The sequence below is a fragment of the Acinetobacter sp. 148 genome (genome assembly GCF_031196675.1).
Lineage (GTDB): Bacteria > Pseudomonadota > Gammaproteobacteria > Pseudomonadales > Moraxellaceae > Acinetobacter > Acinetobacter baumannii.
Genome location: NZ_JAVIMT010000021.1, coordinates 148933 through 162822 on the forward strand (window position 1 = coordinate 148933; position 13890 = coordinate 162822).

Genomic DNA, 13890 nt, shown 5'->3' on the forward strand with positions numbered 1-13890 from the left:
ATGCAACGTTATGCGGTCGGTATTGAATTTAGTGGTATTCAATATCGAGGTTGGCAAACACAACAGCCAGGCGTTGCCAGCGTTCAGGAAACTATAGAGCGTGTACTCAGCAAAATCGCGGATGAACCGATCACACTTCACGGTGCAGGTCGAACAGATGCAGGAGTACACGCAACAAATATGGTGGCCCATTTTGACACCAATGCAATTCGTCCAGAGCGTGGATGGATCATGGGAGCAAATAGCCAACTTCCTAAGGATATTTCAATTCAGTGGATTAAACAGATGGATGAAGAGTTCCATGCACGTTTTAAAGCCACTGCTCGTCGCTACCGCTATGTTGTATATAACGCTCCACATCGCCCTGCACTTTTACATAAACAAGTCACGCATATTTATCAAAAATTAGACGTGCAAAAAATGATTAAAGCTGCCAGCAAATTTGAAGGTACGCATAACTTTGAAACCTTCCGTGCAGCAGCCTGCCAGTCAAATCAACCTGTACGACATGTAAAGCATTGCCGTTTGTTTGAACATGGACGTTATTTGGTTTTAGATATTCAAGCTGATGGCTTTTTACATCATATGGTTCGAAATATTATGGGTTGCTTACTTGAAATTGGGCAAGGCATGTATGAAATCGATCATATTGATGCAATGTTCGCAGCCGAAGATCGAAAGGCAGCAGGAATTACCGCCCCACCTGATGGTCTCTATTTTATTCAATGTTATTATCCCGAGCAGTTTGACTTACCACAACCACCACTCGGGCCACATTGGTTAAACCTACCTGAGTAGGCTTAACCAATTTTTAGTTCTAACGGTGTTGCTTACGCTTACGGTACTCAACCGGTGTTTCATTGGTCCAGCGCTTAAACGCGCGGTAGAATGTACTCGGTTCAGAAAAACCAGTTAAATACACAATACGCTCAACACTTTCATTAGTATTTGCTAAAAGTTTTTTAGCTAAACGACAACGGTAGTCAGAAAGTATTTGCTGGAAGCTGGTATTTGCTTCACTTAACTGCGTCCGTAAACGACGCGGCGTAATATTTAATTGTGCCGCTACGGTTTCTAGCGTCGTTTCTCCACTTTCAAGTGTCGAACCAATCGCACGACGGACCTCACCCACTAAATCATAACGGGCAAGTTCTTGTAACTTTTCAATTGCCAATTGTTCATGCAATTGAAGTAATTCAGGCTCTGCCTGCCAAAGCTGAAAATCTAAAATGGCAGGGTCAAAATATAGCCGTGTTTCTTTCTGCCCTAAGCTTACCGGACAGCCATAGACGCGGAAGTATTCATCTTCAGAGGCACCTTCACTGAAATTAAAATCAATGAAGATTGGATGAAACTGGCCTTCGGTAATAAATTTGAAGAATCTGAGCACACCTGAAATCGCACATTCTGAAAAATGACGATTAACAAGGTTGTCTGCCCCTACCTGCTCACCATTGGTCAAATAGCACCGTCCATCTTCAACCACCAGTTTTGCATCAAATGCATCACTAATGAGTCGCTGGTAAGCCAAAGCTCGCTTAAGCCCTTCACCAAAAGTTTCACTACTAATAAATAAATGTTCAATCACCTGACCACGGTACAAAGGTAAATGCTCACCTAAATGCAAACCGATGTCTGGATCTTTACTGACTTCCTGAGCAGCAGTCCAAAAGGCATACTGCGCACTTAAAGGAGTACGTGCGTTTGTATCGACCTGATTTAAAGCGACTCCCGCTTTAGTTAATATTTCTTCTGTTGGCAATCCTGCACGACGAATTGCTTGATAGCCAAAACGTAATACAACTGATGCATCTGTTAGCTGACCCACGCAGTGCCCTTCCATGTAGATACTTCATTGATACTTAGGAGCTGTTGACTCTTTATGCATGAACAGTCCCTAATAACTATGATTTTAGATTAGCGTTGATTGACCAAACTGACAACAGAATTAGAGTTCTTTTGTGAAAAAAATTACATCTTTTTTTATTAGTCATACTTTAACCAGATGCTTTCACAAGAAGATGTCTATCTTGTTTTTTTTAAATAAATTGACTATAATTTGCGCCTTTCCAATTTGATCATCAGGTAGGCTATGGCCAATAAAGAGGAACTCATTGAGTTCGAAGGCGTTGTCACCGAAACGCTTCCTAATACGATGTTCCGTGTACGTCTTGAAAACGGTCACGAAGTTATTGCACACATTTCTGGTAAAATGCGTAAACACTATATTCGTATTCTTACTGGCGACAGTGTGAAAGTCGAAATGACTCCATATGACTTAACCAAAGGTCGTATTACGTACCGTGCTCGCTAATTAGTGAATGCAAAAAAGCCACTTCATCATGTGGCTTTTTTATTGCGTTTTTTATTCACTTAATCGACTGGTTTTACATCCCACCGTTTGGCATTCACGCAATCTTTCTTGCAGCCAATGGTTTCTTTCTTGCGTTGTCTGTAAACGACACTGCACGTCTACGCTATTTCTATTAGAATCTGTACATTCAGCATCACGTTGGCGTATCCAAGCAAGCTGCGACTTCTTAAGCGTATTTCTTTGTACTGTATTTAATTTCGCTCTTAATGCCTGATAATTCTTATTCAGGTCTGCATCAGCACTCGCATAGATTTTATTGGTACAGTAAATATCATCATAAGTATTACGAGCACTATCACAGTTATCAGCATAAGCCGTGGTTATTCCGAAACACAAAAAGGCAAAAACTATTTTTTTCATACTCTTCTTCCTTAAGTTTTGGGCAATTATTATTAGTCTGTAAATATAAGAATAAGTCTAAAGGCAAACTTACCTTCTATTTATCATAATCCTGCTTTTTTACTTTACAAGTTAGCAAATCCAACCTATTGTTCTTTAATGATAAATATAATTCTATATAGAGAAAAAATGAATATATCTACCTTATGTCAAATGAGTTTGCTTTCATTCATGCTGCTTAATATTAACGGCTGTGCTAGTCATCCACGCCAATCTGTAGATTTGCAAGAATATTTAAAAAATTTTATAGGCAAATCATCTACAACGATTCAGCAAGATCTCAACTTACGGAGTCTTGGCTTTCAAGTCGCCCGCACACCACAAAAAACTTCTGATCAACTTATTTATACGATTTTAAGACCCTTAAGCATCCCAATTCCAATGGTGAGTAATGTAGATATGAGAGGTGGTTCTGTTCCCATACAATCAGGTAATTTGAGCGGCAACTCTTATGATATTAACTTTAATTGCAAGGTTATTTTTAAGCTCAAAAATGACATTGCCGAGTCTATTCAATACGAAGGTAAAGCTTGCTAAACACAACCATAAAAAAACGCAGCTTTAAGCTGCGTTTTTTAGCAAAATAGCGATTAGGCAAGAGCAGCAACGACTGCTTCACCCATCTCGGCTGTACCTACTTTAGTCATGCCTTCAGACATAATATCGGCTGTACGTAAACCTTGATCAAGTACTTGCCCTACTGCATCTTCAATTGCTTTAGCAGCAGCTTCTTCACGGAAGGTATAACGAAGCATCATCGCAACTGAAAGAATGGTTGCCAACGGGTTTGCAACGTTTTGCCCTGCAATATCAGGCGCTGAACCATGACAAGGTTCATACATGCCTTTGCCATTTTCATCTAAAGAAGCCGATGGCAACATACCAATTGAGCCGGTAAGCATTGCTGCTTCATCAGACAAGATATCGCCAAACAAGTTACCTGTCACGATTACATCAAACTGTTTAGGCGCACGTACAAGCTGCATGGCAGCATTGTCCACATACATATGTGAAAGCTGAATATTTGGATAATTGGCTTGCTGTAAATCTGTGACCGTTTGCTTCCAAAGCTCTGTTACTTCTAAAACATTGGCTTTATCTACAGAACACACTTTACCGCCACGTAATCCTGCAAGTTCAAAAGCAACTTTTGCAATACGCTTAATTTCGCTTTCAGCATAAACGTCAGTGTTATAGCCCTGTTTCTCACCATTTTCGAGTTCACGAATACCACGTGGTTGACCAAAATAGATACCACCAGTCAATTCACGAACAATCAAAATATCTAAACCAGCAACTATCTCAGGTTTTAAGCTAGAAGCATCGGCTAATTGTGGATATAAGATTGCTGGGCGCAAATTAGCAAATAAGTTAAGTTCACTACGAATTTTTAAAAGACCGCGTTCAGGACGGATAGAACGTTCAATAGTGTCCCACTTTGGTCCGCCAACAGCACCTAATAAAATGGCATCAGCCTTCTTTGCTTGCTCGCTAGTTACGGCTGGATACGGCTCTCCATGAGCATCAATCGCTGCACCACCTAACAAGCCATGTTCCCAAGTCAACGACAAATTAAATTTTTCATTTACTTTATTTAATACTTTTTCTGCTGCCCCAACAATTTCAGGACCAATCCCATCGCCAGCCAAAATTAAAATCTGTTTAGACATGAAGTTTTCCATTTTCAAAGACAAGACAGCGTTACGACTGCCGTGGTGTTAGTTTTTTCTGTTCGAGAAATTCACCTAGTCCTGTGGTGACATCAAATGGTCGACAAAAACGGCGAATTACCCGCCCATCCTGCTCTAAGTCAACACATAATGGATCTGGTACAGAAACATTTAGCAAACTACCCGAACGGTTAGATTTGTCTCGGTACATTTTAAACATATAGCGATGGTTAGCTTTGAATTGGTGAATAACATGAATCGTTTCAGCCCGATCTGGAGAAATCGGATAGTAACGAATCACCACTTCATATTGTTTGGCAGGCACAGATAGATACAAACTATTGCTTTGACTTAACACCGAACCATTTAATCTCACAATTCCTTGATGAATTGCCTGATTACTAATACGACGTGTCTGTGCATCAACAACAGTAATATCATTTAGCCGTTCAAATTCGCAACTTTTTGCGCCCGAACAATATATTGCTGCATTCTGCCCCAAATTTTCTTGTTCAGCCTGCTTAATACGAACAGTATCCACTACATTGTAAGTGCTCTGACAAGCACTTAGTGTTATCGCGCACAGGCTCAACAAAAAGCTATGAGTAACGTTCCTCTTCATTGTTCAAGCCCAATCCTCATCTAGTGCATAATTTTAAGCTGTTGTTATGCTTTAGCATGTTAGCAAGAGTTTGAACACGACGCCATGACTATGTTTAAAATGTACCGAAAGGTTAATTTATCTCTTGGAATACCCAAGGACGAACCTGTTTGGTTTTTTCTTCATAAGCGCGGATTGCGTCCGCATTTTGAAGTGTCAAGCCAATATCATCCAAACCATTTAACAAGCAATGCTTACGAAATGGATCTACTTCGAATTTAAATGCTTCGCCAGTTGGTGTACGAACTTCTTGCGCAGCCAAATCAATTGTTAATTGATATCCTTCTTGCGCAGCACATTCCTTAAATAACTGATCAACAATGTCTTCAGGCAAAATGACTGGCAACATACCGTTTTTAAAACAGTTATTAAAGAAAATATCAGCAAAGCTTGGCGCAATAACGGTACGGAAACCATATTCATTTAATGCCCAAGGTGCATGCTCACGGCTTGAACCACAACCAAAGTTGGTACGTGCAATTAACACGGTTGCTCCTTGATAGCGAGGCTGATTTAAAACGAAATCCGGATTTTTTGGACGTACCGAGTTATCTTGCCCTGGATAGCCTTCATCTAAATAACGAAGTTCGTCAAATAAGTTGTCGCCAAAACCTGTACGTTTAATCGACTTTAAAAACTGTTTTGGAATAATTAAATCTGTATCAACATTGGCACGATCTAATGGTGCAACGATACCTTGTTCAACTGTGTAAGCTTTCATGGTTTGCTCCAGACCGAATTAAAATGAACGAACGTCAACAAAATGACCTGCAATCGCAGCCGCTGCTGCCATTGCCGGACTGACCAAGTGAGTACGACCACCATTACCCTGACGACCTTCAAAGTTACGGTTCGAGGTTGATGCACAATGCTCACCCGGTTGTAACTTGTCTGCATTCATTGCCAAGCACATTGAGCAACCCGGTTCACGCCATTCAAAGCCAGCTTCCAAGAAGATTTTATCCAAACCTTCTTTTTCAGCTTGTTGTTTGACTAAACCAGAACCCGGAACAATCATGGCTTGCTTAATGCTAGGTGCCACTTTACGGCCTTTAACTACTTCAGCAGCAGCACGAATATCTTCAATACGTGAATTCGTACAAGAACCGATAAAGACACGATCAAGTTGAATATCAGCTAATGCCTGACCTGCATTTAAGCCCATATACTGATAAGCACGTGTCCAGTCATTGCGTTGTACGTCATCTTTCGCTTGTTCTAAAGTTGGTACAGCTTTCGAGACAGGAATAACCATCTCAGGTGAAGTACCCCAAGACACTTGTGGTTCAATCTCCGCACCATTTAATTCAACAACTGCATCAAACACAGCATCATCGTCTGAATGCAATGTGTTCCAGTAAGCAACTGCTTGATCCCATTGCTCACCTTTTGGTGCATAGCTACGACCTTTTACGTATTCAATGGTTTTATCATCAACAGCAACCATACCCACACGAGCACCCGCTTCAATCGCCATGTTACATACCGTCATACGTCCTTCAATCGACATATCACGGAATACCTGACCACCAAATTCGATTGCATAGCCCGTACCGCCAGCGGTACCAATTTTACCGATAATGGCTAACACTACATCTTTTGGTGTTACACCTTTACCCAATACGCCATCGACGCGAACCAACATATTCTTAGACTTTTTCTGAACCAAACATTGTGTCGCTAACACATGTTCAACCTCAGATGTCCCAATACCATGTGCCAAGCAACCAAAAGCACCGTGAGTCGCTGTATGTGAGTCACCACACACCACCGTCATACCCGGCAAAGTTAAGCCCTGTTCAGGTCCAACAACATGCACAATTCCTTGGCGAATATCATTAATACCGAATTCAACGATATTAAATGCCTTACAGTTATCATCTAAGGTCTGAACCTGAATACGAGATGTATCATCTTCAATACCAGCGATGCCCTGATCACGTTCTTTTTTAGAGGTTGGAACGTTGTGGTCTGGGGTAGCTACGTTTGCACTTAAACGCCATGGTTGACGACCAGCAAGTTGCAAACCTTCAAATGCTTGTGGACTTGTTACTTCATGCAATAAATGACGGTCGATATAAAGTAAGCACGAACCATCATCACGCTGAGTAACTACGTGGTCATCCCACAATTTGTCATATAAAGTTTTGCCTGCCATGTCGTCTTGCTCCATTGGACTGGGTAATTCTAATCTTTCTTCGATTATAGCCAGAGTTTTACATAAATCTAATTTATCATTTTTATAAATTAGAAAACTTTTAGGAATCATTCCTGAATGTTTTAATATCGGTCAAAATATATAAATCGGATTTGTTAATGATTATCATTTGCATAATCCATTTTTAATCTTATACTCTCATCTCTATACTAAAAATATCAAATACAGGTAGAGAGAATGGTTATGGCTAATATTCAAAAATTCGTTGTTAATAATCAACGTACATTAAAGAAAACCTTAAGTTACTACATAATGCATATTACGGTAGCCATGTTAGTTGCCTACTTTGTAACGGGTAATATTTGGATGGCTTTAACATTAAGTATGTTAGAACCAACAGTACAAGCTTTTGCATTTTTCTTTCATGAAAAAGTATGGGCAGCAAAAGACCGCCGTATATCAGCTTTAAGCGAAAACGAGACGACTGCTTAGATTAAGATTAATACGCTAAATCACAACTTTATAGAACGTTGAGCTGCAAGCATGATACGATTTTGGCTTGGCAACTTTAGCCTCTCTCGATTTTTCTATTCCAAGTAGAGTTGTATTATGAATCTTGCAGCCTTTGAAGCTTTTGTAAAAGTTATGGAAACAGGTTCGATCTCTGTGGCTGCGGATCAACTATTTATTACCCAACCTGCTGTCACCAAACGTATTCATAGCCTAGAAGAGTACTTTGGCGTAAAGTTATTTGAATCGGCAGGCCGTGGGGTTCAAGCAACTCATGCTGCGCATTCATTATTACCAAAAGTTAAAAGCTGGTTAAATGAACTTCGAGATATTCACCACACGCTAAGTCATGAGCAAACCCAAATACAAGGTCGTTTAAAAATCGGGACGAGTCATCACATCGGTTTGCATCACTTGCCTGCTCCGCTTAAACACTTTGTTCAGCAGTTTCCTCAAGTCACGCTAGACGTACATTTTGTTGATTCCGAACAAGCACACGAACAGGTACTTGCTGGCGATTTAGAGTTAGCTTTTTTAACACTCCCACCCTCAGGTGATGAGCGTCTTAACTATATTACGATCTGGAATGATCCTTTAGTTTTTGTAGCTGCTCCATTTCATCCATTGGCTCAAAAAAAGAATTTGACCTTACAAGATTTAATTGAATATCCAAGTTTGCTGCCTGCCGCACAGACTTATACAGCCCAAATCACCTTGGCTGAGTTTGAAAAACAAGGCCTTAAACCGAAAATTACCATGAGCAATAACCCACTAGAGTCAATTCGTATGTTGGTCTCTATTGGTTTAGGTTGGTCAGTTTTACCAAAAACTCTGCTGAATCAAGATATGCAGCAGCTTGATTTAAATGTCGAGATGAACCGGCAGTTAGGCATGGTATGGCATCCTGCACGTACTCAATCTAGAGCCATGCAGGAATTGATTAAAATGATGCAAGAATAACGGTATTAATGGCTATATTTTTTAACAAGGATATAAATCAAAGCCGCGAAAGGTAGTAGTAAAAATAGAACGCCCCAACTGAAACATATAGCAGCGAAAATAATTCCGCCAAGTGCACTCATAAACAGTAAAGCAATGATATAAATAAGTAACTCACCAAAAATAGCGGTAATGAGCTGATCTATAAATTCTTGAAAGAAACCATTGCTACCTTTACTTTTAGTGCGCTTATTTTTAGTCATGCTATTTTAATTAATAAAGTTATATATTGATTAGAAATAATACTACAAATATATACCCTTTACTCTACTATCATTATACTTTTCACTTAAGATTCATGAGCGTGAAGAATCAATATTCAAAGATAATTAAAATCGGTTTATATATATTTATAACTTTAGCTATCTTAGTTCTAGTTACATTTATTTGGTTTAAACCGATACGTGTTATTTTCGCCCATCACCTTTCATTGTTACATTGTGATGGTCAAGTCTGTGTAGATGATCCAAAGACACAGCCTCTTGCAAAGACACTTTATAATCAGGCATTAAAAGAGACCCAAAATAAAGTAGGTGCTTTTCATCAACAACCCATTATGGTTTTTTGCTCAACTCCACAATGTGCAAATACCTTTGGTATGGAAAAAGCAGCCGCTAAAGCGGTTGGTAATTTGGGGTTATTGGTTGCACCGCGAGACTGGAAAGATTTCTATATCACTCATGAGCTTATTCATCATCGACAAGCAGAAGAATGGGGAAATATAGCAATGCTAACTAAACCTAAATGGCTGCTAGAAGGCATGGCTTATAGCTTAAGTGATGACCCACGACCTACTTTATCGGTTCCTTTTCAACAATGGCGAGCTCAATTCAAGCTTTGGCATCAACAAAATCCTGATTCAAATATTTGGCATGCCACAGAGAAAGTTAAATAATTTATTAGAGAGCTTCCGGAATATTACATTTTTCTAGGAAGCTCTTGCTTTAAATTAAATCGACCAGTCCTGAATTTCCCAGTTGTGTTCTTGAGCCAGTTTCTCAAGACGATCATCAGGGTTAACTGCAATCGCATGCGTTGCATATTCAAGTAAAAAACGGTCATTAATTGAATCTGAATAAGCCCAAGACTCAGAAACGCTACGACCGTCCAGCCATGCCTCAAGACGTGCAAGTTTGCCCTTTTGATAACACGCTAAACCCGCCACTTTACCTGTATATTTACCATCAGCAACCTCGGCGTTAGTTGCTAAGATTTCAGTAATTCCAAATTCACGGAAAATCGGCGCAGTAATAAAATCACTTGTTGCTGTAATACCTACAATGGTATGGCCTAAATCTTGATGTTTTTTGATTGCATCAAAACCTTTTGGTCGCATTTGAGGACGAATCACTTTTTCCATAAACAACTGATGAAGCTCAGTTAAGTAGTTATTGTCATGCTTTGTTAGAAAGCCGAAAACAAACTCATTATAAGCATATGGATCTAGTTGCCCTGCTTTGTAGTCTTCATAAAATTTATCATTCATCTGACGATGATGAACCGGATCAACCAAACCTTCATTGACTAAAAATTCACCCCACGAGTGGTCTGAATCGGTATTTAACAAGGTATGGTCTAAATCAAACAACGCCAGTTTCATGAAAATTCTCGTTTAAACTGAAATTTAAGAAAAAAAATGTAAATCTATCTCCGCTAGTCGATAGAAATTCGTTAAGATCGTAACAATTTAAACATTTTACTTTGATCTTTTCGAGCTGGACATAAAAAAGTGTTTGTCCCCGTGATCGAAGTCAACGATATAGACAATATTTAGGTAGCCAAATGATCGACTCAGAAGGTTTCCGACCCAATGTCGGGATCATTTTGGCAAACGATGATGGACAGGTTTTATGGGCAAAGCGCATTGGTCACAATGCTTGGCAATTTCCACAAGGAGGCATCCAGTTTGGAGAAACCCCTGAACAGGCACTTTTTCGAGAACTGAGAGAAGAAATCGGCTTATTGCCCGAGCATGTCCAGATTATTGCGCAAACCAAAGGATGGCTGCGTTATCGTTTGCCACATCGGTATATTCGGTCAGACTCTGACCCCGTATGTATCGGACAGAAACAGAAATGGTTTTTACTGAAGTTAACTGCGCCTGCAAAAAACATTCAGTTAAACCTCGCCGACCCGCCTGAATTCGATGAATGGCAGTGGGTTAGCTATTGGTATCCTCTTGGTCAAGTGGTGAACTTCAAACGTGATGTTTACCGTAAAGCCATGGTGGAGTTGTGTACACAGTTGCCAGTGCAACAATTACCCTAAAAATCATTTATCTAGCAAATGATTTTTATTAAAAGTGCTGTTATAAATACATTCATAGTCTAAAAAAATACTGGAGTATACATCCATGTCAAACATGCAACTCGACACTCTAAGACGCATTGTCCAAGAGATTAATGCGTCCGTGAGTTTGCATGAATCGTTAGACATTATGGTCAATCAGGTTGCTGAGGCCATGAAAGTGGATGTTTGCTCTATTTATTTACTCGATGAACGCAATCAACGTTATGTATTGATGGCCTCAAAAGGCTTAAATCCAGAATCTGTTGGGCATGTTTCATTGCAGTTAGGTGAAGGCTTGGTGGGTCTGGTTGGGCAACGTGAAGAAATTGTTAACCTTGACAATGCGCCAAAGCACGAACGCTTTTTGTATTTACCTGAAACGGGCGAAGAAATTTATAACTCATTCCTTGGCGTACCCGTCATGTATCGCCGTAAGGTTATGGGTGTTTTAGTTGTCCAAAATCGACTTCCTCAAGATTTTAGTGAAGCAGCCGAATCATTTTTAGTCACCTTATGTGCACAGCTCTCAGGTGTTATTGCACATGCGCATGCGGTTGGAAATATTGATGTATTTCGCAAGCCAAGCAATGGACCTGCCTATAAGACCTTTCAAGGCGTTTCCGGTGCAGGTGGGGTGGCTTTAGGTCGCGCTATTATTTTATATCCGCCTGCCGACTTAGGTTCAGTACCTGACCGCGAAGCAGAAGATATCAGCGATGAACTCCGCATTTTAGATCAAGCTATTTCATCGGTACGTTCAGAGATTCGTTCTTTAGATGAAAAAATGCATGACTCGCTCATGGCAGAAGAACGTGCTTTGTTTAGCGTATTCTTAAGAATGCTAGATGAAAATGCCTTACCTGCAGAAATTAAAGAACTGATCCGTGATGGGCATTGGGCACAAGGTGCAGTGCGCCGTGTAATTGAAAAACACACTGCCCTATTTGCACAAATGGAGGACGATTATCTTCGTGAACGCGTTTCTGACCTTAAAGACTTAGGGCGACGTATTCTAGCGTGCTTACAAGAAGAAGATTCAAGCCATCGTGAACTTAGCCCAGACAGTATTTTAATTGGTGAAGAAATTAGTACCGCTGCGCTAGTAGAATTACCAGTAGATAATATCGCAGCGATTGTGACGTCAGAAGGCGCAGCCAATTCGCATATGGTGATTGTTGCCCGTGCATTAGGGATTCCAACGGTGGTCGGCGTAACCGAACTGCCTGTAAATACGCTTGATGATGCAGAAATGATTGTGGATGCCTATCAGGGCCGTGTTTTTGTAAACCCTCCACGTCGTTTACGTCAACGTTATAAAGAAATTCAAAAAGAAGACGAGCAAATCGCAAAAGATCTCAAACAATATGAGACCAAAGAAGCGATTACACCAGATGGTGTCTCTGTTCAACTGTTTGTGAACACGGGCCTCATGATCGATGTAGTCCGCGGTGTACAACGTGGCGCTCAAGGTGTGGGTTTGTACCGTAGTGAAATTCCATTCATGTTACGGGAACGTTTCCCAGGTGAAGAAGAACAACGTGCCATCTATCGCCAACAGTTGAGTCACTTTGCCAATAAGCCGGTAGTCATGCGTACCCTAGATATTGGTGCCGATAAAGACTTACCTTACTTCAGTATTGAAGAAGAGAACTCGGCATTAGGGTGGCGCGGTATTCGTTTCACGCTCGACCATCCGGAAATTTTCTCAGCACAAATCCGGGCAATGCTTAAAGCCAGTATTGGTTTAAATAATTTGCATATCCTATTGCCAATGGTAACGACAGTAAGTGAAGTCGAAGAAGTACTTTATTTACTTGAGCGTGACTGGATTGCAGTGCAAGAAGAAGAACAAGTTAAAATTACTAAACCAAAAATCGGGATTATGGTTGAGGTACCGAGTGTACTACTACAAATTGATGAGTTCGCCGAACTTGTCGATTTCTTCTCGGTTGGTTCAAATGACTTAACTCAATACTTACTTGCTGTGGACCGTAATAATCCGCATGTCGCAAACGTCTATTCACACTTCCATCCGTCTATTTTGCGGGCTTTAACTCGACTCGTGAAGGAATGTCATAAATACCAAAAACCGGTAAGTATTTGTGGTGAGATGGCGGGTGATCCGTTATCGGCAATCTTACTGATGGCCATGGGCTTCAATACCCTTTCGATGAGTTCAAGTAACATCTTGCGTGTCCGAAAAGCAATTTGCCATGTCCCAATGTCAGATGCCCAAAAGCTGCTTGATGATGTCATGAAAATGAATAATCCGCTTATTGTAAAAAGCTGGCTTGAGTACTACTTTAAAACTCACGGTCTAGCCGATATGGTTAAATCTAACCGCCTTGTAAGCGTATAAATACTTAAAAAAGGAGAGTCAAAAAGCTCTCCTTTTTCAATTCATCTATTTTTAAATTTTCTCTTCATTTTTAAGTTCCCACTTAGCACACTCCTAATCTTTATTTTTTCTAAAAATCGGTTTTACCAATTAATATGGACAATTTAATCCATTTGAAAAATAAACAATCAGATTCTAGTATATTTAAAGAAAGAAATTGAAAGATATTGCGATGTTTCAATGATTAAGGAGCTCATGCCATGCGTCATTATTTGCAAAATTTGAACCATTTTCCCTCTTGTTTTTTAGCCTTCATGCAGTAAATTGAAGGAATAATAAACAAAGGAAACTCATGTATTGTTGAATAAAACTGATGAGCTGACATAACAGTGAAAAATTTTTAAAACGGTTTCTCTCACCATTTGTTCTCTCATTTCTTTATTCGATACGCATCATTTTTTTAACCCAGAAGTCCAGGAAAATGAGCCTTCA

Annotated in this window: 16 protein-coding genes; 8 read left to right on the top strand and 8 right to left on the bottom strand. The window is 40.0% G+C overall.

What is annotated here, in order from left to right:
- Positions 1 to 798: a tRNA pseudouridine(38-40) synthase TruA gene (truA, locus tag RFX69_RS04680; protein WP_001190101.1), complete on the top strand. Its 798-nt coding sequence runs from the start codon at positions 1 to 3 to the stop codon at positions 796 to 798.
- A gap of 19 nt (positions 799 to 817) precedes the next feature.
- On the opposite strand, the gene RFX69_RS04685 is transcribed toward truA, so the two are convergent.
- Positions 818 to 1828, bottom strand: a complete 1011-nt coding sequence (locus RFX69_RS04685; protein ID WP_002009591.1) for an AraC family transcriptional regulator — start codon at positions 1826 to 1828, stop codon at positions 818 to 820.
- 264 nt (positions 1829 to 2092) lie between these two features.
- Here RFX69_RS04685 and infA point away from each other — a divergent pair, with 264 nt between their 5' ends.
- Positions 2093 to 2314: a translation initiation factor IF-1 gene (gene infA / locus RFX69_RS04690; RefSeq protein ID WP_001284370.1), complete on the top strand. Its 222-nt coding sequence runs from the start codon at positions 2093 to 2095 to the stop codon at positions 2312 to 2314.
- Positions 2315 to 2365: 51 nt separating this feature from the next.
- Here infA and RFX69_RS04695 read toward each other — a convergent pair whose 3' ends face one another.
- Positions 2366 to 2734: a lysozyme inhibitor LprI family protein gene (locus RFX69_RS04695; RefSeq protein WP_032030362.1), complete on the bottom strand. Its 369-nt coding sequence runs from the start codon at positions 2732 to 2734 to the stop codon at positions 2366 to 2368.
- A 168-nt stretch (positions 2735 to 2902) separates the two neighbouring features.
- Here RFX69_RS04695 and RFX69_RS04700 point away from each other — a divergent pair, with 168 nt between their 5' ends.
- Entirely contained in the window at positions 2903 to 3310 is a 408-nt protein-coding gene (locus RFX69_RS04700; protein ID WP_002056803.1) for a hypothetical protein, read from the top strand.
- 53 nt (positions 3311 to 3363) lie between these two features.
- On the opposite strand, the gene leuB is transcribed toward RFX69_RS04700, so the two are convergent.
- The 4 genes from leuB to leuC form a co-directional block, all read right to left on the bottom strand.
- Positions 3364 to 4443 carry a 3-isopropylmalate dehydrogenase gene (gene leuB, locus RFX69_RS04705; RefSeq protein ID WP_272289566.1) on the bottom strand — a complete coding sequence of 360 codons (1080 nt, stop codon included), beginning with the start codon at positions 4441 to 4443 and terminating at the stop codon, positions 3364 to 3366.
- Between the two features lie 31 nt (positions 4444 to 4474).
- Positions 4475 to 5065 (bottom strand): hypothetical protein, encoded by a 591-nt coding sequence (locus RFX69_RS04710; RefSeq protein WP_001984507.1) that lies wholly within the window; start codon positions 5063 to 5065, stop codon positions 4475 to 4477.
- Positions 5066 to 5177: 112 nt separating this feature from the next.
- Positions 5178 to 5825, bottom strand: coding sequence for a 3-isopropylmalate dehydratase small subunit (leuD, locus tag RFX69_RS04715; RefSeq protein ID WP_000649450.1), 648 nt, complete (start codon positions 5823 to 5825; stop codon positions 5178 to 5180).
- A gap of 18 nt (positions 5826 to 5843) precedes the next feature.
- Complete coding sequence (leuC, locus tag RFX69_RS04720; RefSeq protein WP_000907601.1) at positions 5844 to 7262, bottom strand: 3-isopropylmalate dehydratase large subunit; 1419 nt, start codon at positions 7260 to 7262, stop codon at positions 5844 to 5846.
- Positions 7263 to 7499: 237 nt separating this feature from the next.
- On the opposite strand from leuC, the gene RFX69_RS04725 reads away from it, so the two are divergent.
- Positions 7500 to 7754 carry a DUF2061 domain-containing protein gene (locus RFX69_RS04725; RefSeq protein ID WP_000244900.1) on the top strand — a complete coding sequence of 85 codons (255 nt, stop codon included), beginning with the start codon at positions 7500 to 7502 and terminating at the stop codon, positions 7752 to 7754.
- 117 nt (positions 7755 to 7871) lie between these two features.
- Positions 7872 to 8732, top strand: coding sequence for a LysR family transcriptional regulator (locus tag RFX69_RS04730; protein ID WP_001046500.1), 861 nt, complete (start codon positions 7872 to 7874; stop codon positions 8730 to 8732).
- Positions 8733 to 8737: 5 nt separating this feature from the next.
- Here the strand turns inward: RFX69_RS04730 and RFX69_RS04735 are convergent, their stop codons facing one another.
- Positions 8738 to 8974: a hypothetical protein gene (locus tag RFX69_RS04735; protein WP_000164722.1), complete on the bottom strand. Its 237-nt coding sequence runs from the start codon at positions 8972 to 8974 to the stop codon at positions 8738 to 8740.
- A gap of 95 nt (positions 8975 to 9069) precedes the next feature.
- Here RFX69_RS04735 and RFX69_RS04740 point away from each other — a divergent pair, with 95 nt between their 5' ends.
- Positions 9070 to 9666, top strand: a complete 597-nt coding sequence (locus tag RFX69_RS04740; protein ID WP_289332621.1) for a hypothetical protein — start codon at positions 9070 to 9072, stop codon at positions 9664 to 9666.
- Positions 9667 to 9720: 54 nt separating this feature from the next.
- Here the strand turns inward: RFX69_RS04740 and RFX69_RS04745 are convergent, their stop codons facing one another.
- Positions 9721 to 10371, bottom strand: a complete 651-nt coding sequence (locus RFX69_RS04745) for an HAD family phosphatase (protein ID WP_000761586.1) — start codon at positions 10369 to 10371, stop codon at positions 9721 to 9723.
- Positions 10372 to 10553: 182 nt separating this feature from the next.
- On the opposite strand from RFX69_RS04745, the gene RFX69_RS04750 reads away from it, so the two are divergent.
- Together RFX69_RS04750 and ptsP are read left to right on the top strand one after the other, a co-directional pair.
- Positions 10554 to 11039 (top strand): RNA pyrophosphohydrolase, encoded by a 486-nt coding sequence (locus RFX69_RS04750; protein ID WP_000567254.1) that lies wholly within the window; start codon positions 10554 to 10556, stop codon positions 11037 to 11039.
- 85 nt (positions 11040 to 11124) lie between these two features.
- Complete coding sequence (gene ptsP, locus RFX69_RS04755; protein WP_000069121.1) at positions 11125 to 13419, top strand: phosphoenolpyruvate--protein phosphotransferase; 2295 nt, start codon at positions 11125 to 11127, stop codon at positions 13417 to 13419.
- Positions 13420 to 13890 lie beyond the last annotated feature (471 nt).